This is a genomic window from Paenibacillus sp. FSL R7-0340 (genome assembly GCF_038002205.1).
GTDB lineage: Bacteria > Bacillota > Bacilli > Paenibacillales > Paenibacillaceae > Paenibacillus > Paenibacillus polymyxa_B.
This window is the reverse complement of sequence record NZ_JBBOBY010000001.1, coordinates 3760167-3779497: the sequence shown is the minus strand read 5'-3', so window position 1 is coordinate 3779497 and position 19331 is coordinate 3760167. Positions and strand designations below refer to the sequence as shown.

Annotated in this window: 14 protein-coding genes; 10 read left to right on the top strand and 4 right to left on the bottom strand. The window is 45.8% G+C overall.

The annotated features are described in order from the left end of the window. The first annotated feature begins 201 nt into the window (after window positions 1-201). Both MKX59_RS16460 and MKX59_RS16455 read left to right on the top strand, forming a co-directional pair. Entirely contained in the window at window positions 202-2169 is a 1968-nt protein-coding gene (locus tag MKX59_RS16460) for an ATP-dependent DNA helicase (RefSeq protein WP_023988375.1), read from the top strand. Beyond that, window positions 2163-2462, top strand: a complete 300-nt coding sequence (locus tag MKX59_RS16455; protein WP_023988376.1) for a DUF6509 family protein — start codon at window positions 2163-2165, stop codon at window positions 2460-2462. The genes MKX59_RS16460 and MKX59_RS16455 overlap by 7 nt, the downstream gene beginning before the upstream one ends. A 119-nt stretch (window positions 2463-2581) precedes the next feature. Here the strand turns inward: MKX59_RS16455 and MKX59_RS16450 are convergent, their stop codons facing one another. Then, window positions 2582-2944, bottom strand: coding sequence for a hypothetical protein (locus MKX59_RS16450; RefSeq protein WP_028542364.1), 363 nt, complete (start codon window positions 2942-2944; stop codon window positions 2582-2584). A 255-nt stretch (window positions 2945-3199) separates the two neighbouring features. Between MKX59_RS16450 and MKX59_RS16445 the strand changes: the two genes are divergently transcribed. The 5 genes from MKX59_RS16445 to fabG all read left to right on the top strand — a co-directional run bounded on the left by MKX59_RS16445 (window position 3200) and on the right by fabG (window position 9851). Then, complete coding sequence (locus MKX59_RS16445; RefSeq protein WP_023988377.1) at window positions 3200-4123, top strand: PLP-dependent cysteine synthase family protein; 924 nt, start codon at window positions 3200-3202, stop codon at window positions 4121-4123. 1 nt (window position 4124) lies between these two features. Further along, window positions 4125-5255 carry a bifunctional cystathionine gamma-lyase/homocysteine desulfhydrase gene (locus tag MKX59_RS16440; protein WP_023988378.1) on the top strand — a complete coding sequence of 377 codons (1131 nt, stop codon included), beginning with the start codon at window positions 4125-4127 and terminating at the stop codon, window positions 5253-5255. Window positions 5256-5390: 135 nt separating this feature from the next. Then, window positions 5391-5729, top strand: coding sequence for a hypothetical protein (locus MKX59_RS16435; protein WP_023988379.1), 339 nt, complete (start codon window positions 5391-5393; stop codon window positions 5727-5729). A gap of 274 nt (window positions 5730-6003) precedes the next feature. After that, window positions 6004-8760: a PHB depolymerase family esterase gene (locus MKX59_RS16430; RefSeq protein ID WP_028542363.1), complete on the top strand. Its 2757-nt coding sequence runs from the start codon at window positions 6004-6006 to the stop codon at window positions 8758-8760. Between the two features lie 335 nt (window positions 8761-9095). Beyond that, the gene (gene fabG, locus MKX59_RS16425; RefSeq protein ID WP_023988382.1) at window positions 9096-9851 is read left to right on the top strand and encodes a 3-oxoacyl-ACP reductase FabG; all 756 of its coding nucleotides are present in this window, start codon (window positions 9096-9098) and stop codon (window positions 9849-9851) included. Between the two features lie 181 nt (window positions 9852-10032). On the opposite strand, the gene MKX59_RS16420 is transcribed toward fabG, so the two are convergent. The 3 genes from MKX59_RS16420 to MKX59_RS16410 all read right to left on the bottom strand — a co-directional run bounded on the left by MKX59_RS16420 (window position 10033) and on the right by MKX59_RS16410 (window position 11429). Next, window positions 10033-10194, bottom strand: coding sequence for a hypothetical protein (locus MKX59_RS16420; protein ID WP_023988383.1), 162 nt, complete (start codon window positions 10192-10194; stop codon window positions 10033-10035). Between the two features lie 172 nt (window positions 10195-10366). Continuing rightward, window positions 10367-11284: a hypothetical protein gene (locus MKX59_RS16415; RefSeq protein ID WP_103744832.1), complete on the bottom strand. Its 918-nt coding sequence runs from the start codon at window positions 11282-11284 to the stop codon at window positions 10367-10369. Next, on the bottom strand, window positions 11277-11429 hold the full coding sequence (locus MKX59_RS16410; protein ID WP_340858581.1) for a hypothetical protein: 153 nt from the start codon (window positions 11427-11429) through the stop codon (window positions 11277-11279). Before MKX59_RS16410 ends, MKX59_RS16415 begins: the two co-directional genes overlap by 8 nt. Before the next feature lie 300 nt (window positions 11430-11729). On the opposite strand from MKX59_RS16410, the gene MKX59_RS16405 reads away from it, so the two are divergent. Genes MKX59_RS16405 through MKX59_RS16395 form a run of 3 tightly spaced genes read left to right on the top strand, consistent with a single transcriptional unit; the run spans window position 11730 to window position 19316 of the window. Beyond that, a complete protein-coding gene (locus tag MKX59_RS16405; protein WP_068940780.1) occupies window positions 11730-13532 on the top strand; it encodes a vWA domain-containing protein in 1803 nt (600 codons plus the stop codon). A gap of 24 nt (window positions 13533-13556) precedes the next feature. Beyond that, the gene (locus MKX59_RS16400; RefSeq protein WP_340858579.1) at window positions 13557-16946 is read left to right on the top strand and encodes a tubulin-like doman-containing protein; all 3390 of its coding nucleotides are present in this window, start codon (window positions 13557-13559) and stop codon (window positions 16944-16946) included. A gap of 3 nt (window positions 16947-16949) precedes the next feature. Continuing rightward, window positions 16950-19316: a transcription initiation factor TFIID gene (locus MKX59_RS16395; RefSeq protein WP_053325327.1), complete on the top strand. Its 2367-nt coding sequence runs from the start codon at window positions 16950-16952 to the stop codon at window positions 19314-19316. The last annotated feature ends 15 nt before the right edge of the window (window positions 19317-19331 follow it).

Genomic DNA, 19331 nt, shown 5'->3' with positions numbered 1-19331 from the left:
ATCAAGCTTTCTCCACCAAATCCTTCGCCAAATCCTCCTCGTAGCGTACTCACACAAACGAACCCTGATGTCCTTTATTTATAGAATTTCATGGCGAAATAAAAAATGTAAGCTGTTCTTACAGTTTTCATGTTCTTTTTAGCTTGTTTTGCGTTATAATGAAAGGATGCACATTATGAACGAATTGGAGGCACAGCCCGATTGACTACTTACCCTTTTGCCTTTGATCCGTCCAAGCCGTTTATTGAGCAGGCAAGTGACTGGATTGCGGATGTATTTTATGAAGTTTTGCCTGAAGTCGGCTTTGAGGTTCGGGATGAACAAATTTATATGGCATTCCAGCTAGAACGTGCCTATAAGGAAAAAAAGACCATTTTTGCAGAAGCAGGTGTGGGCACTGGTAAAACGCTGGTATACCTGCTGTACGCTATTGCATATGCTCGATACATGAGAAAACCGGCGATTATCGCCTGTGCGGATGAATCGTTAATTGAACAATTGGTAAAGCCGGAAGGGGATATCGCCAAGCTGGCACGGCATTTGAGTCTGACGATTGATGCCAGATTGGGGAAGTCGCCGGATCAGTATATTTGCCTGAATAAGCTGGATGAGGTGCGAGGCGGACTGGATGAGGACGCAGATGTTTTCCGTGATATTTATCAGGAACTGCCGGATTTTGTTCATTTTCCAGATACGTTACAGTCCTTCACTCCTTACGGAAATCGGAAGGAGTATCCCGAGCTAACAGATGGACAGTGGAGCAGACTCGGATGGGATGTATTTCAAGACTGTCTCGTTTGCCATCAGCGCCATCGTTGCGGTCAGACGTTGTCTCGTGATCATTACCGCAAAGCGGCAGATCTGGTCATTTGCTCTCATGACTTTTATATGGAGCATGTATGGACCTACGAAGCGAGAAAGCGCGAGGGTCAGCTGCCGTTGCTGCCGGAGCACAGCTCTGTCGTCTTTGACGAAGGGCATCTGCTGGAGACAGCGGCACAAAATGCACTTACCTACAAGCTTAAGCACGCTCAGTTTGAGTCTATTATTACCCGACTTCTCGAGGGGGAAGTGCGAGAATCTTTGGCAATGACGATCGAAGATGCGATCTCCCAAAGTGAGGTTTTGTTCGCTGCGCTTGATAAGAACAGTCAGCCTGTACAGGGTTCTAATCGCAAGGAGTTCATCCTGAATGAGTCGCTGATTCGAGAGGTAAACCGCTTTGGTGAATTGATCGGCACGATCGAAGAAGAGCTTGTATTTGAAAGCGGGCTATTCTCTTTGGATGAGTATCAAGTCAAAATTGTGGAAGAACATTTGGAAATGATTCAAACCGCATTGGCTTTGTTTAAGCGTCCTGAACTTCTCATTTCGTGGGTGATGGAGGATCAGGATGGGTTAACGCTTGTGGTTATGCCGAAGATGGTAAAAGAGATTCTCAAAGAACGAGTATTTGCGCAGCATATACCAATCGTATTCTCTTCAGCTACGCTTTCCGTAGAGAGCTCTTTTGACTATATGGCACAGAGTCTCGGTATTGAAAATCCGCTAACGTTTTCTGTTGCTTCACCTTATGACTACAGCGATCAGATGCAAGCTGCACTGTACCCGTTGCAAGTGGGGCATGATCCAATCCAGAGAGCGCTGACACTGCTGGAGAAATCGCAGGGAAGAGCGCTTATCCTGTTTCCTTCACAGGAGGAACTGGCTGCATTCAAGAAGGATCTCGTTGCTTACCCGGAGGCATCAGCCTATCGTTTTCTGTACGAAGGTTCGGCTGAAATCAGCCATCTGATCTCAGCTTTTCAGAATGATGAGGAAAGTGTGTTGTGCGCTGTTACATTATGGGAAGGATTGGATATTCCTGGACCTTCTCTGTCGCACGTCATTATCTGGTCACTGCCATTTCCTCCGAATGATCCGGTTTTTACGGCTCTGCGCAAGGATGCAGCAGATCCGTTTATTCAGATAGATATGCCTCACATGGCACTTAGACTCAGACAAGGCATAGGGCGTTTAATTCGCTCGCGTAATGATCGAGGCTGGATATCCATCATGGGCCAGGATTTGAGACGTCAAGAAGTACGCACACAAGTTGAACAACTACTGCCTGCGGGCGTAGAATGCACCGTAATTGAAGGAAACCCGGAGGGAATAAAAACATGTTGAATTTTACAACGTACACAGTAGATCAGATTAAAGATGCTTTTGGTATTTTGACTGGACAGCGTTATGAATTTATCATTGATGTAGAGGTAGAGGAGGACGACGAGTTATACACTGAAAACGGACTGTATATCCGTTGTCTTTATTTAGTAGACGAAGAAAAGACGGGACTGCTAAAGTATGAATTAATTGAAAAAGTAACGAATAGTTACATTGATCTTGAACTTGAAGATGATGAGCTGCAAGCTGTTGAGAACTTCTGTAAAGAACATGTACAGGATGAAACAGTGAAGTAACAGTATAGAACACTTAGCTAGCACAGCTGGTGTATAGCTAACATATAATGAAGATATCAAGGAGTCCTGACATGATCAGGCTCCTTTTTTTATGGTCAAATGAAGAGAACTTATTTGCTCTAGCGCAGTCTATCCCACACATTCACCATAAACAGCACAGTCCCCCCCGCGAGTAACACCCACCCTATGGTGATCCACACTCCAGCCTCTGGAACCTCGTAATTTTCACCTATAATCGCCAATATCAACACAGGCAGACCGATATTATGCATCCAAAAATGGATATGTGCCAGAATAGTAACTGAAAGTGCAGGAAAGGTCACATAGATCAGACCTATAATTCCAAGTGCAATCCAACCTAACAAATGGATATGAGACTGAACATTGGACAGACTGTAATCACCCGACACGCCAATAATTACACTAAGCAGCACACTGAGGGCAAAATATACGGCAGCTATCTTCAGAAATTGCTTTCCCATATATGAACTCCTCCTTATGTTGCACGGGGATATTTTGTGACATCTTCTCTATCATATCGAGCAAGCAGGCAGGGTGTGTGGGTATTGTGACTGGTCCATTTGACAAAAGCTTCAAATACACATAAAATCTTATTGCATCAATACTTACCGTATTACTGTGTTTTCTCGGAGATGATAGCGAACTTCTCCGACAATAGGCGTTAATTTTTGACCATTGGTTTATTTTGGATTCGCCATTAAAAGGAGCTTGAAATTATGAATGTATATCAAAATACCCTTGAACTCATCGGACGTACGCCATTAGTGGAGCTGAACAGCTATTCTCTACCGAGAGGAATTCGCCTGTTTGCGAAGCTGGAGTTTATGAATCCCGGCGGCAGCGTAAAGGATCGGGTAGGTAAGGCTCTAATTGAAAAAGCATTAAAAACAGGTCAGCTGAAGCCAGGTGGGACATTAATTGAAGCAACAGCAGGCAACGCAGGTATTGGTCTTGCGATGGCGGCGCTTCATTATAATATCTCGGTTATTTTTGCTGTGCCTGAGAAGTTCAGCCAAGAGAAGCAGGACCTGATGAAGGCATTGGGAGCACGCATCGTTCATACCCCGACAAGTGAGGGGATGAAAGGAGCTATCGAAAAAACAAAAGAATTGGCTGCTGAAATAAAAGATGCATACTTGCCACGGCAATTCAGTAATCCGGATAATCCCGAGGCATATTATACGACAATGGGACCTGAAATATGGAACGATCTGGACGGCAAAGTGGACGTATTTGTGGCAGGTGCAGGCTCGGGGGGAACGTTTATGGGAACCTCGCGTTATCTTAAGGAACAAAATGCAGCCCTTAAAACGGTCATCGTGGAGCCGGAAGGGTCCATTTTGAATGGCGGCGAGTCAGGTCCACATAAAACGGAAGGAATTGGCATGGAATTAATCCCTGAATTTGTGGATAAAGGATATTTTAATGCCATTCACACCATTAGCGATGTTGATGCTTTTGACCGTGTCAAGGAACTGGCTGCACGTGAAGGTCTTCTCGTTGGCAGTTCTTCAGGGTCTGCTTTACATGCCGCTTTACTGGAAGCCGAAAATGCACCGGATGGCGCACATATTGTTACCATTTTCCCGGATAGCAGCGAACGTTATCTGAGCAAAAAAATATATGAAGGCGGGATATAAAATGAAACGCAAAACAAAACTGATTCACGGCGGGCTTCCTACCGATCCCCATACAGGCGCGGTTAACGTTCCTATTTATCAGGTAAGCACTTATGAGCAAGAGGAAATTGGCGTCCATAAGGGATACGAATATTCGCGTACAGGCAATCCGACCCGGTTTGCTCTGGAGGAGCTGATTAAGGATCTGGAGGAAGGAAAGCGTGGTTTTGCTTTCGGTTCGGGTATGGCAGCAATCCATGCGGTATTTTCACTGTTTAATGCAGGGGATCATATTTTGCTGACCGATGATGTATACGGAGGCACCTACCGTATTGTAAGCAAAGTCCTCAGCCGTATCGGAATTGAGTCCACATTTGTGGATACGACTGACCTGGAAGCCATCTCCAATGCAATTCGTCCGAATACGAAGGCATTGTATGTCGAAACGCCAACGAACCCGCTTTTGAAGGTTACGGATATCCGCGCTGTTTCGGAGCTTGTAAAAAAACATGATCTTTTATTGATCGTCGACAACACATTTGCTACCCCTTATTGGCAGACGCCAATTACACTTGGGGCTGATATCGTCATTCACTCTGCTACCAAGTATTTGGGCGGCCATAGCGATGTTGTAGCCGGTCTGGCTGTTGTGAACAGCGACGAGCTGGGAGAACAACTTCATTTTCTGCAAAACGCCATTGGTGCTATTCTCGGCCCGCAAGATTCTTGGTTATTGATCCGAGGTATTAAAACATTGGGTCTGCGTATGGAAGCGATTGAGCAAAATGCAAAGGAAATTGCAGCCTTTTTGGAAAAACATCCGAAGGTTAGCAAAGTGTACTATCCTGGACTGGAAAGCCATGCACAGCATGAACTGTCCAAAATCCAGGCCGAAGGCTTTGGCGGCATCATTTCCTTTGATGTAGGTAGCGACGCTAACGCGGTTGCACTTCTGAAAAAGGTGAAATATTTTACACTGGCTGAAAGCTTGGGAGCGGTTGAAAGTCTGATTAGTGTTCCGGCACGTATGACGCACGCCTCTATTCCAGTAGAACGTCGTGCAGAGCTAGGTATTACCGAAGGTTTGGTGCGGATTTCGGTTGGGATTGAAGATCTGGAAGATTTGATCGAAGATTTGCAGGCAGCATTGTAAGAAAATAATCGTAATGTTCAAGAGAGGTAGCTGAGGCTGCCTCTTTTTTTGTGTATTGTAGAATAAAGTATTGCTTTCCCTTAATAACCGAGTATAATACTTGGTAATAGATTGAGCCGAAAGGAGAGAGACCCTATGAAACAGATAAAAACACGCAGTTACCTGCAGGTAGATGACTATTTGGATCTTCTTAATTATGCGAAACAATTGAACGATATAGAGTGGCAACAGGAGCTCAAAGAAGCCCTGCGGCATCAATTGCTGGAGAATGGCAAAGAGACTAAAGATTCTGAGATTAATACGCTGTGGCGGCATTTTGATCAGATAAATGATGAATTGCTGAGGTTGTTTGATCTCTTACGGAATAGTAATAACGCGGCGGATCGAAACTCGTGGAGCGAACAGATTTGGGAGCTAAAGTTAGAACGCATTAAGTTGGAAAAGCAAATTCAAGCGAGTTATGCACATTTTTAAAATAGTAACTTCACCCTAAACATACTATACCCTAGTATTGTTAGCAACAATCATGGCAGCATTAAATAGGTTTTTAGATATAGAAATTTTTAATAACGAAGTGAAGCACTCTGCTTTCTTCGTTTTTTTTGTTTTATCATAGCTACTTTTTTGAGAAGAACAGAGGAGTACGTAGAGGTAATAACGAATAGTTTTATATAGTTAAATTGAATGTTAAACGGAATATAACCGCGACTACGTCTCTGAGGAAACAAAAACCTGGAGGGGGAATGTTATGAGGTTCACACATCTGGAAAAAGCAACAACTGTGCTGTCGGATCATCCGGTACGTCTGAGGTCTGCTTATGCAGTCGGTCCGGTCATGCTCCCGGAAAATTGCGGTGTGGGCAGGGAATGGACAAGTTATTTTGCCCATGAGGAATGGAATTTGGAAAAGGCTTGTGATGAAGAAGGAGTAGAGCTTTCAGCCGGAGGAAAGGCAACTTGCCGATTATTGACCGAGCTGGACCCTCGGACTGCCGAACTAAATCTAGGTGTTTTTCCGCCTTTGGCCGAACAAGAAAGGCTTTTGCTGGTTTCAAATCTTCGTTGTATGGCTGCACAGGAAGTGATTTTCAGACCCTTTGAAGGAACGGGACAAATTTGGATAGATGGCACACTGGTATATGCGGAATCCGGTCCTTTTCGCTTGTATCTGGAGGAAGGCGATCACACGGTAGTTATCATTGCTGCGTTTATTCCCGAGGAGGCCCGCTCTATTCGTATCAGTGGAAATCAGGTATGCGACGAACCAGATGTGACAGAACTGCAACGTGAATTTGTAGAGCGTAATATACGTTTTCATATGGCTTGGTTAGAGGTTGAGAAAAGTGCTGGCAGGGAGGGTGAAGACAGCCCGATCTTATTTTATTTACTGCGTAAGGATCGGATAGATCTTCCCTTAGATCAAACGTTATGGGTCGAGGTAACGAATGATGAAGGCATGAAGCTGGATCGCTTTCCAGCACATTGGGAGCAGGAGCAAAGCTATGACTGGGACGAGGAAAAGGCCAGGAATACGGGAATGCTGCACTTCACCGTTACATATCGGGATCATGAGGCTGTGGAGCATCATTTTGTGTATTCGGCACTTGTGCGGCCTTTGTCAGTCGTCGTGGAGGGCTTGCAGGAAGAGTATGACCGGTACATTCAAGCCCGCGCTATAGATATTCTTCATTCTGCGCAGGAAATACAAATAGAGGGCCTGCTTGAGGAATTAAAAAGGTTAACGGATTTGCCGGAAGATCCTTTTGAAATCTGGGATTACCGGGTTGTACGTGAATATATCAAGCTATTAAAACAAATCTTCACGTGTGGACATGCCGAACAGTCACACTCCCCGTCCTTACTTCAAGAAGAACACATCTTTTTGTCTAATGACGGAATTGGGGAAGGATTTTTTGTCTCCCGTTTGGATAATAGTTTGCAACGCTATACCATTCAGCTTCCCAGAAGCTATTCGACTGACCGACAGTATCCTCTGATCGTTCTGATGCCAGGCAAGCGATATGAACTGGGCTTGCCGGATTTTCAGAATCGAGGTTTTGGGCAAGGCTGGGAAGAGGAAGCTATATTCGTTACTTTTTCATGCCGTGGTGTAACGTTGGGCAGTTATATTGGAGAAGCTGCTTTTTTGGAGGCGCTGGATGTCATACTGCAAGCGTACCGAGTGGACGAAGAGCGGATCTATCTGACGGGTTATTCGAACGGAGCATATGCGGCCTGGGCGATGGCACAGGCTTATCCTTCTCGGTTTGCGGCTATTGCGGTTATCTCTGGAGCGCCACATCCCAAGCATCTGATAAATCTGTTGAATATGCCAATATTGAATGTATGCGGAGATCAGGATTACTTATTTGCACAAGCATACACAGCCCCTGTCACAGAGCTTCCATCTGATCATTTTAAAGGTGTCGTAGAGCGGCAGTCTAATCACTGGGATACGCATGAGCTGAGACTTCTGGACGGCGTACTGGGTTGGCTTATGCAATGGAAAAGGGATGTCGTACCTCAGCGTATTGCCTATCGGACGGAACGGGGTAGACATAACCGGGCTTACTGGCTGGAACTGACGCGAATGGATGAAAATGAGGAATATGCCGAGTTGTACGGTGAAATGAGTGCCACAGGTGAGTTGGATATTGAGGCAGTTCACGCCGAAGAATTTATCATTCATCTTTCTCAAGAGGTCATGCCCTTGGAATTGGCCCAAGTTCGTATCGGAGCCCGTATTTTCGTGTTGGACTTGCGGGAATACAGCCGCTTTCGCTTTGTTAAAACACACTCACATAAACGTCCCTCACCTGAATACCGTTTGATTGCCGAACGGGAGGAAGAAAGCAGTGAATGCTTTTCAAAAGAATCGGATGCCAAAAAGGAAATTGTGGATTCGAAAAGCGTGGGAAGAAACGTTTTGAGCCATGGTATGGGTGTGCTTGACGTTTATATGGATCGTCTTCACATTGTCCTTCCATCCAGCTATGCTACACCGGAGGAAGAGCAGGCGGTGAGACGGACGGCGAACGCCTTGGCTAGCCCACGAACAGCGACTTGGAATCCGTATATCGGTGTTCATTATCCGGTGGTGTCTTCCAATGATATTACAGAGGAAGCACTGGCTGATAGCAACGTGATATGTGTCACTTCGGGCTTATCCAGACATGAGCTGCTTCAGAAGCACCAAGCTGATCTGCAAATTACATGTACGGAGGAAGGGTATACATTGGGCGGCGATTTTACGGCAGGCGAGTATTGTCTGTCATATATTCAACCTAGCCCATGGTCTGCAACCCAGCAAATGCTAGTCGTAGCGACCAATTCCCCCCGTATGTTGGGTAAAAACCTATTTATGCGCAGACTGATTATGCCTGGATATTTTAATGGTTTACACCCATATTTGAATAAAGAGATTATTGTGTATGACAGCAAGGGAGTGCGTGCTTTTAACTTTACTTCCATCAGACATGCGCAGCAAAAACTGCAAGGCCAATAAAGAAGACAGCTAATTAGACACGATAATCCTAAAATAAAAAAACGTCCGGAGTTGGGGAGGGGGACTGACCCCTTAACGTGAGACAAATCAAAACTCCTTCAAGAGAGCTCAACCATGTCGAGATATGGAAGTAGCCTTGTGCGTCCACTTTATTGACAAAGCTAAAAAATGTGAATATCATCATAAACGTTTTGAATCCTTCTTCTGTCCAGGGAAAGGCACGTTAAGTGCACAGGAAAAGATTAATCTAGTCATGCATTCTATTAATATTATTATAAGATATTTTTTTGATCTATTTAGAGAGCAAATGCTCTCTCCGAAGGAGGGAAAACATAATGGAAAATTCATTTGAAAACAAGTCGGTTATTGTAACTGGTTCGAGTAAGGGGATTGGTAAAGGAATCGCCAAAGTCTTTGCTGAAAAGGGAGCTAAAGTAGCCATTATTTCTCGTAACCTAGATGAGGCCGAGATATGCGCTGCCGAAATCAGAGCATCCGGTGGATACGCGCAAGGCTTTAGAGGTGATGTCACGGATCGATCTTCTATGGAAATGATGGCACATTCAGTATCGGTGGCCTTTAGCGGCATTGATGTGTTATGTGCTAACTCAGGTATTGCCCCTATGACTACAATTGAAGAAATGGTTGCTGAAGAATGGGATAGCGTGATGAATACTAATGTGCGTGGAGCTTTATTTTCTGTACAGGCTTGTCTGCCATTCTTAAAAAAAGCTGAATATGGAAGAGTGGTGTTAACATCTTCGATTACGGGGCCGTTGACAGGATTTGTAGGATGGTCGCATTACGGTGCGAGTAAGGCTGCCCAACTCGGTTTTATTCGCAGTGCAGCGCTTGAGTTAGCTCCGTTTGGTATTACAATCAATGCGATCATGCCCGGTAATACAATGACTGAAATGATACAAACCTTCCCAGAATACATTGAAACCATGCTTCCAGCTATTCCATTGAAACGGTTTGGAACCGTTGAAGAAATGGGACATGCAGCTGCATTTCTTGCCTCTAAGGAGGCTGGCTTCATCACGGGACAAACAATTATTATTGACGGAGGACAGAGCTTGCCTGAATCTTAATAAAAACAAGTTTGTACCAAGAGGAATAAAATGAATCCTTCAAGTAGTCATACCCCTGTCAAGTAGACGAATGAAAAAAGCTAAGCTGCAAGCGCGTGCCGATACTCGATCGGGGCGCGCTTTTTGAGTTTATCCTGAAACCGCTGAGCTTCGCTCCGTCACCAGATTTGAATATCGCTTTTTAAGTAGTCCACCCCTGAGCTATCAAGTAATCTCGTTCTTCTTTGATACTGGAAAAGGAGGTACGTGTACGCCCCTTCATCGGGCTGGATGAACCCTTGCGCCAATCGAGCGGTTCAGCATTTCGAACCTTCTTCACCCAAACTTTGAGTTGGTTAGCCATACGAAAATCCCCTCCAGGTTCACTCATACCCTCATGGTAACACACAAGGTTTTTTTAGAGTGTCTACTTGAAGGGGATGATACCACCCAGGCGATCCTGACGGTTTTTTGCTGCTTTATTGCAGTGGTTTGTCATGGTAATGACGTCATATATAGAAGGGCGTTAGGACAGATCAGTTTTTATACTGCTCCATCAGGTACATGATCTTTACTTCATCGGCCAAATCTCCAAAGGGTTCTAACGGATTCTCTTGAATGATATGATATAAACGCTGGACTCGTTCCTTTGGCAGTTTGCGTACATATCTGGAAATGAAAGCGGCATGGGTGACTACGTAGCGCTTTTTACGGACAGCTGCACTGGCTACGCGGACGAGAATATCTTCGCCCCCTGCCAATTCCAGAATACGGCGCTCATAAAAGACTACGTATCGGAATGTCCGGTCCTTGATCAGCTCACGATTGAGTCTGGCAATCTCTCCGATATATCTGACCATAAGCGGCTCGAAGCTCTTGATCAGGAGAGGATCGAGCGTTAATTCCATGTCTTTGCGGAGAACAAAAGATTGCAGCAGGGCGACCTGCTGGAGCCTTATCCGATCATTGTGAATGAGTACAGCCATCTCACGCAGCATTTCATAGGAGACACGCTCACTGAGCTGCCGCAGGGCAACCGCGTTTTTATGATTAACGTTTAGTCCTTCCTGGATCTGCCCTATACGACCTCTGAACAGACGTATAAGCTGCCTACGCTGTTCATAAGGATAAATACCCTGCTGTAGAAGCACCAAGGGCAGCAGAAAGAACGCACCGACGATACCGCATAGAAACATTTGTTGCGGCGAGTGGCCGAAAAAAACAGTAGCGGCCAGCAATATGACGCCGACGGCAAGGTCTTTACGAAAATAACGTTTGGCTCTAAGTTTGGCATATTGCTCTACAGGAACTAGTGTATCCCGACCACATGATGTACACTTCTCTTCCCAAAGGGCGGTGAATTGTCCACAACGCTTGCAGACTCTTAGCTTTTGGAAGGCGTGCTCTGTGCGGGTAAATGGGCGAAATTGTACAGCTTGTTTGGAACTATTCATTGCGCTCACTTCTCCGGTTCATCAGTGCCAGAAGCTCGGTGTCGATTTGTGTAATCGACGGGGCGCGTTTTTTATGTATATAGTAAATTAGTGATTTGATGGCGACAAAAAGAAACATAATCGCCAGACATCCGTATGAGATCATAGTGTACTTCCTCTTTCTGCTTGGATTTTTACTTCAATATTTTACATGGGCGGGTTTCGCTACTGTCATTTTTGTCGTATAAAGGAGAAGGCTGGTGCCCGATTGCCCTTGTTGGGGTATAATTATATCATTACTGCAGGATATTGGTAAAATCACGCGGTATAACAGGCTTTTTGGTTGGATTCAGACCATTCGGGCAGTATTTTCAGCTGGCGCTCATGTAAAACTCATTATAATTTAATAGTAGGGGAGTACAACTGTAATTTAGAATGAGAATTAACCGGCAAAGGGGTACAAGCGATGTTTAGTAGAGACAGAAAATGGTTTTTGGTCATCGGAATCATATGTACAATGATCATGACCTCGATTTTGGCATGGCAGCCACAGATGGCGAATGCCGCTTCACCCTCTGCTTCTAAGGTGGATGCGGTGCTGGTCGTCGATGTAAGTAATTCAATGAACACCAGTGATCCTGGGAAAATTGGCAATGAAGCCATGAAAATGTTCATTGATATGCTGTCGACGCAAAATGACAAGGTCGGGATTGTAGCGTATACGGATGTCGTACAGCGCGAGAAAGCCTTGCTTAATATTACATCCGAAGCGGATAAGCAGGAACTGAAGACGTTTATTGACGGACTGAACCGGGGGGCGTATACTGACACCTCCGTGGGTGTCAAGGAAGCGATCCGCATTTTGCAAGATGGTAAAACAGCTGGACATGCGCCTATGATCGTCATGCTGGCCGACGGTAACAACGATTTTAATAAGACGACAGGCAGAACCGAAAGCCAATCCGATCAGGATATGGCACAGGCTGTAGCCGAGGCTAAAAATAGCGGCGTTCCGATCTACACCATCGGCTTGAATGCAGATGGGAAGCTGAATAAAAACAAGCTTGCCGACATAGCGCAGCAAACGGGCGGCAAGTCCTTTATTACAAGCTCAGCGGATGACCTGCCGAACATTTTAAGTGAAATTTTCGCCAGCAATTTGAAGTTGAAAGTGGTGCCTTTGCAGTCCATTACGGCAAACGGCGACTATCAGGACGTAACGGTAACCGTACCGAACGATAGTGTGCTGGAGGCTAACATTTCGATCATGTCCTCGAAACCGGTGGATGCGAGACTGATAGACCCGTCGGGCAACACCAAGCCGATTCCTTCGAGCGATGTGCTGCTGTCCAAGTCCAAAAGCTACTCGCTGATTAAACTGCTCAAGCCTGTGGCTGGTGACTGGAAGCTCCAAGTCAAGGGAGTCCAGCAGGATCAGATTGATATTAATCTGGTGTTTAACTACGATCTGGAACTGAAAATGGACGCACCGTCCGCCAAATCATACAAAAAAGGCGATGCAGTTCAAATTCGTTCCTACCTGACGAGCAATAGCCAGCAGCTTCAGGATCAGGAATTGTATGCAAATATGAATGCTGTTCTGAAGGTCAAGGATCTGGATTCCGGTACAACGAATGAGGTTCCGTTAACCAATGCAGGGGATTCTTTTACCGGTTCCTATACGATTCCAGATGAGCATGACTACGAACTAACCGTTAGAGCAGAGGAGAAGAGCTTCTACCGTGAAACACAGCCTGTAACCATCAGTGCTAAAGCAGGGGCGACGAACGGTACGAATACAGGCACAACGCAGCCAACAACACCTGCTGAAAAGTCCAAGCTAATGCCACTCATTCTTTTAGGGCTGGGGCTGCTCATTCTGCTGGTTGCCGCATATTTCATCTGGAAGGCTGTCAAAAAGGCCAACCGTGGCTTTGTCGGTCAAATCGTACTGGAAATCCGGGATGAGAACACTGGCGAAAAAACGTATCCACAATACAAGAAGCTGAACACCTTCCGGGGCAAATTTAATCTGCACCAGTTGCTGCAACTGGCACCGGAATTTGCTGGAACCGACAAGGTCGTGTTCACACCAGCCAATCAGGATCGTATCATTGTGCGCAGTACCCCCGAGATTACGATTGAGAAATCCGGACGGGCTGTAGACACAGGAAACGGTCTTGAACTCAAAAACGGTGATCGTCTGACCATCCCGTTAGCCAGTGTGGACAAAACCATTTTACTGGAATTTATTTCAGTAAACAGCTAAACGAACCCTTAGGAGGTCATATCTATGAAACCAGTAGTTAGAGAGCATATCCAACAATTAGACGTATCACTCGGCGGGGGGATCGTAAGCGATAAGATCAGAGTTGATACTATTGATAATCCTATTTTAATTATCGGACTCGGAGGCACGGGAATTGATGCCCTTCTCCGCTTGAAATATCAAATTAACCGCAGATTCAAGCTTCCAGCAGATCCGATCTCCAAGAAAAAGAGCGATAAACCGGACAATGTGGAATTTCTCGCTTTTGAAACGAATGAACAAGACCGCAACAAAAAATACAAGGGGATTGGTTTGGACCCCATCAATGAGTTTGTACTGCTATCCAATGCGGAAATCGGCGGATTGCTGCAAAACCGCAGCATTCTTGAGCCGTACATTACCGATTGGCTGTCTCCAGAGCTGAGCATTACCGATGGTATGAATGGGGCGGCAGGGGTACGTCAGGCAGGACGATTGCTGTTGTTCACCAAAATCAATCAGGTCGTACAAAGCATTGACAAAAAAATCAAAACCTTGTCTGAAGGCACCAACAAGAAGCTTATGGTGTTCCTGCTGTCCGGTTTGTCCGGCGGTACAGGAAGCGGTACTTTCCTCGATATCTCATATATCGTCCGAGGAATTATTGAGCGTGACTATGGCTCTGCAGGTGTAGACCGTGTAAATACATTAGGTTATCTGTTTACACCGGATATTAATTTAGCGAACAAAAGCCTGAGCGAGCATACACGTGAATATATTAAAAAGAACGGCTATGCTGCACTGAAAGAGCTGGACTATTGGATGAATGTAGACAGCCGTGGTGAACGCTTTAAGCAGCAGTACGGAAATATTTTGGCCGTGAACTCGCCGCTTCCGCCGTTTAATCTGTGTCATCTCATTTCGGCCACGAATACGGAAGGCAAGCTGTTGGAAAATGCTTATGATTACTGCATGAATGTCACCGCCGAGAACATCACCAACTTTATGGCGAGTGAGGAAAAACAGTCAGGCGAAGAGTTTGCCATTCATGACTATATCAGCAATATCCGTACCAACATCGCACAAATGAATAAGGCCTATCCGGCAAACTACGATTACAATATTATCGGGGCTTCCTCGGCGGTACTGCCAATGGAGGAAATGACGACATATCTGGCCTATCGAATGTTTGGCAAAATGTCCAAAATGTTTGAGCAATCGCCAAATCAAGAGGATGTAGAGAAGTTTGCCCGCAAGCTGGGCGTGGATCTGGATAGCATGATCAAAAACTTTGAATCCCGTGTACCTGAGCCGCTTCCGGGCTTTGAAAACAGTGAACGGTTGAGTTATAGCAATGTTGTTAAAATGCAAGTTGTCAATATGGACACCGAGCTGGAGCAAACGTTCCTGACGCGTGCCCGCGAAGAGTATATCAAAGCGAAGAAACAGCTTCCTGGTGAAATTACAGGACAGTTTACGGACCAAATCCGCCGGATGTTTCTGCATCCTGAGCAAGGGCCGTTTTATGTATCCCGCATGATTTATACTGAAAAAGGATTTAGCTTGCTGAAAATGCTGCTTTCATATGTTGAGACGTTGCGTGAATCACTGCACCGTATTCCAACGGACATTGAATGGGCGCGTGAGCAGGCGAACGAAAAGCTGGGCGATGCCAAGAGCGCGTTTGTGTCCAAGGATAAAAAGAAAAATGCGTACATTGAAGCGAAAATTAATGAATATTGGCTGCGGGCTGATGTGGAACGTACAGAGCAGCTCATTGAATTTTATGAAGACCTGTATGACCTGTTGAACAAGGAAAATAGCCGCATTTATAATGTATTTACTGAAATTTTGAACGCATTGAGCGCAATTTTCGAGAAGAATGGCGATCTGCTGATTAACGGCGAGGAACAGTCCGATCACAAAGGTAATAAAACGTACTATTGGAATCTGGTAAGTGTACCGGATATTTCTGAAGTTGTGACCAAGCTGCTGGACAACCGCAACGGTGATGATTTGATTCGTGATTTTGCCCAAGAATTGCTGGAAAATTCAGATCAATGGGTGAAGGATCAGGATATGGACATCATTAGCTCAATCTCCAACTTCTTGACTGATAAGTTCGGTGATCTCATTACCCGTTCCATGGAGGATTTCCTCGTCATGAAATACGGGCAAGATGAAGCCATTGAAAAATTTGTGGAGCGCTACATTGCGAGCAAACTGGATGAGGAAGCTGTACCTGTGTTCCATTTGAGCAATAGCTCTGGCAACTTGTACTTCCCATCATGGGGATTCGTTTCAGTACCTGTACAGTCGCCTAATATCCTGAAAGGCGTTCGCAATTATCAAAATAATGCAATTGGCAAATCACACTTTACTATTAAAGAGAGTGAAGTTCGTAACCGGATTTTCTGGCTCAATACGCGTAATGGTGTTCCTCTGTTTGTATATACGCCGCTCAAAGTGTATGAAGAAAGCTATGAAAAAACGATTCTTGACCGCGAAGGTATTGGCCGTCATCTGGTGCAAACAGGTCAGAACAATTGGACTAATCTGCCGTCGCCGATTCCTGAAAAGTCATGGGGCGAAACTTACGTCAATTCGCGTGTGCAAGCTTACAATGCCCGCATTCGTAATGATTTTGACCGTGCCAAGTCACTTGGCGTGATTCGCGAAAAGGATGTCGATCAGAATACGAGCAGCCGCTTCACTGTAATCCGTTCACATGCGCTAGATCTGAATGCGATGCTAGCAGGCTACGATATGCGCTTGCAGGAATCCAAGCCGAATTTGGGTGAGGTAAAAAGAGCATGGTCTGAGTTGAAACGTCTACTGGCTGAAGGGCTGGAGCAGGTCGGAAGCAAGGACATCTTTGGCAGCATCAATGAAGAGATGGCGAAGGAAAACCTGATCCGTTCACCAGAGTTAACACAGGTGGTTCGTGAAGAACTGGCGAAATATACCCAAATTGAAGCGAAAGCCGCTGAACTGGAAGCTTTGCTGGGCAAATATCAGGATGAAGAAAAATGGCTGGATCAGTTCATTCAGGCACTCTATACGGACACGATTACGAAAAAAGGTGCTTTGTACGTCTATGATCGTGACGAAGAAGAAGAGGCTTGGGAGCCTTTTGCCAATGTCATGAAGAGCCGTAATTATGTGGAGTTTGAAGTGTTTACAAACTTCCGTGGTTTGGAAGAAAAGAAATTTGCAGCTCTAATGCGCAAGGCGGATCGCCGTGATGCTGTATTGACTTCATCTGAGGATATTACACCATTGCTGGCGAAGCTGGATGAACTGGCTGCAACTTACACAGAGGCCCGCAATCAATTGGAATATGAAAAGGTGGAGCTGGCTAACGGAGCGGAACTTTATGCATTCTATGCTCAAATGGCTGGAAAATTAAACGACATCCGCAGAAAGTTGAAGTAAAGTATGAGAGAGCAGCTGTTACGTTATGCGGCTGACTATGCAGTCGCAGAGGACCAATTAATCGGAAGCGGAGATGGACGCAGTAGCATCCATTTCCCGTCCGTGTTTCTTTTTATCGGTGATCGCATGAACCCGGTGATGAACACCATTGCAGATATCAACCGGACCAAGTGGGATAACAGCACGGGAGTAACGTATATTCAGATCCGCTCGCAGGAAGAACATGCGGCTGTAGATCGTTCGGTGGATGCTATTGTTCATACGATAGCGGTACCGGAGGAAAGTGGCCACCAAACGATACGCCGTGACTTGCACCAGGCTTTTTATACACATGAATCGCAGCTAATTGAGCTTAACACCGCGTTGCGCCGGGCTAGTGGACATTTGGCAGATTACGGTCGGTTGTATTCTTCGTTCGAGCGTGTTCATTTGTCGATTTTGACGACAGCGGATGACCCCATGAACGTATTAATCCCTGAAATTACGCTGTTGGCGGAGTATATTTTTGCACAGTCCTTTAAATCGGTACAAATGGATTTGTATGTGTTGGTGAATGAAAGCGATCAGGCTGTCCAATTCGGCTACAGTAGTGCAACGTCCGTTGCTTTTATGCGGGAGCTGGACTATATCCAGAGTCCAGAGTATACGTTTACGGCACCGCTTCATATGACTGAGGACAAATTGACCATTCCAGTATCCCATGCTCCATCACCGTTATTCGATCTCGTCTATGTGCTGTCCGACAAGAACGAACGCGGCGTAACGGTGCCGAATAGCCTGCGGGAAAGCTGTGACATCATTTGCCACATTCAGCTTCTTAAAAACCGCTATCAGGCAGGAGATTCCTATCGGTCACAGGATGGGGGATACAACAATACATCGTTTAAAAACAACATCATGACGGAATCCGGGCGGCAGGGTTATGTGTCGGCTGGATTTTCCCGAGTCAACCGCCCTAACCAGTCAATCGCACTTACGGTGCTGTATCATTTTTATGTGAAGCTGCTAGAGCGTATGAGAACAGAGCAGGAGTGGGACATACGCGATAAGCTGAATTATTTTGGTTTAGATGCTGCTGAGCGCGGTCGCACGCGAAATGATCTCGTTCCTGGTAATGAGGCGATCACGGACATGAGCGCACTGATGACCAGCGGAGCCAGCTACGGCTCCTTGAAGCGAATGACATTACGTGAGGCGGAGGGAGCCTTGTTCGGTCAGGGCTGCGAAGCCTTTTTCCGCGATAACTGTGAACGGATTATGCACAAACGGTTGGGAGATTTTCAGGCGGAATCAGGTCTGCAGTTGGCTGTGAATGCAGCTTCCAAGGAATATCCTGAAATCGGCTTATTCGAGTTGACAGACTGGACGGATGAAAATAAAACAGGAAATGTGCTTACGGCCATTCGGGGGCTGATTCGGGATACGTCCAATGACTTGCAGATTAGTACCGCTGAACTGGACACCCTGTATAGCGGTCAGGTGGAGGACCAGCCTTTTCAACGACTGCCACTCATGGATAAGCATAATGTGCGTAGCTTGATCCGTTACCTGACCGAGACGGTTTACGGGCACAAGCTGCACATGCTGCGGATTCAAGCGGATTTGGAGCTGCTTCGTCGCTATGAACTGGCACTAGAAAAATGGCATGCACAGGCGAAGCATATTACAGTACAGCTTTCCAGCCTGGAGCGTGAACTGCATCAAGCTGCAACGGATAGTATTCGGCAGGCTGATAGTTACACAGGTCAAAACCTGTTCGAGTATTACGAACGTGTGACGGAGGATGTCATGCGTGAGCTGGAAAGCAAGCGGGGAAAATCTATATTCTTTGATACCCGGCATATGGGGCCTGTATCCGGATTGCTGGACGGGGGCCTGTCCGCATTGGTGGATCGACTTACGCAGACCTGTCGAACCTTGATTCTCAGTTCACAGCCGTTTAATCAGACCTTCGAAGAAGAATTATTGCGGCGTGCCAATGTAGCTGCTGCATATGAAAATCGGCTGGTCGTTCCGAAGGATGAGCTGTTTAAAAAACTGTATCAAACGTTAGAGGAACATGGCGGAATTAACGTACGTTTGCTCGACTATACCCATGAGCATCGGTATGAAGAAAAGTACTTCTTTGGTGACTACGAAGGCGAATTTCTTCCTTATGCGATGGATGTGGACATTACTTCGCGTATTTACAAGCTGGGTTTTGTACATGAGCGTCGCAGCAGCGGGGTGGAAAAGCTGCATTTGATGGGCGGCTTCCATCTGGAGGATCTGATGGTTTACCGCAACGGCAAAACGTATTATGAGACATATACTGCGAATGGTTTCGTGTTTCACGGAATCGACGTGGACCGGTTGCCGGAATTGCGGTAGCCACATATTAATCCT

Bases quoted from the DNA above. Each gene is read 5' to 3' on its own strand.
- MKX59_RS16455 (WP_023988376.1), top strand. From the start codon at position 2,163: ATGTTGAATTTTACAACGTACACAGTAGATCAGATTAAAGATGCTTTT.
- MKX59_RS16450 (WP_028542364.1), bottom strand. From the start codon at position 2,944: ATGGGAAAGCAATTTCTGAAGATAGCTGCCGTATATTTTGCCCTCAGT.
- MKX59_RS16445 (WP_023988377.1), top strand. From the start codon at position 3,200: ATGAATGTATATCAAAATACCCTTGAACTCATCGGACGTACGCCATTA.
- MKX59_RS16440 (WP_023988378.1), top strand. From the start codon at position 4,125: ATGAAACGCAAAACAAAACTGATTCACGGCGGGCTTCCTACCGATCCC.
- MKX59_RS16435 (WP_023988379.1), top strand. From the start codon at position 5,391: ATGAAACAGATAAAAACACGCAGTTACCTGCAGGTAGATGACTATTTG.
- MKX59_RS16430 (WP_028542363.1), top strand. From the start codon at position 6,004: ATGAGGTTCACACATCTGGAAAAAGCAACAACTGTGCTGTCGGATCAT.
- fabG (WP_023988382.1), top strand. From the start codon at position 9,096: ATGGAAAATTCATTTGAAAACAAGTCGGTTATTGTAACTGGTTCGAGT.
- MKX59_RS16420 (WP_023988383.1), bottom strand. From the start codon at position 10,194: ATGGCTAACCAACTCAAAGTTTGGGTGAAGAAGGTTCGAAATGCTGAA.
- MKX59_RS16415 (WP_103744832.1), bottom strand. From the start codon at position 11,284: ATGAATAGTTCCAAACAAGCTGTACAATTTCGCCCATTTACCCGCACA.
- MKX59_RS16410 (WP_340858581.1), bottom strand. From the start codon at position 11,429: ATGATCTCATACGGATGTCTGGCGATTATGTTTCTTTTTGTCGCCATC.
- MKX59_RS16405 (WP_068940780.1), top strand. From the start codon at position 11,730: ATGTTTAGTAGAGACAGAAAATGGTTTTTGGTCATCGGAATCATATGT.
- MKX59_RS16400 (WP_340858579.1), top strand. From the start codon at position 13,557: ATGAAACCAGTAGTTAGAGAGCATATCCAACAATTAGACGTATCACTC.
- MKX59_RS16395 (WP_053325327.1), top strand. From the start codon at position 16,950: ATGAGAGAGCAGCTGTTACGTTATGCGGCTGACTATGCAGTCGCAGAG.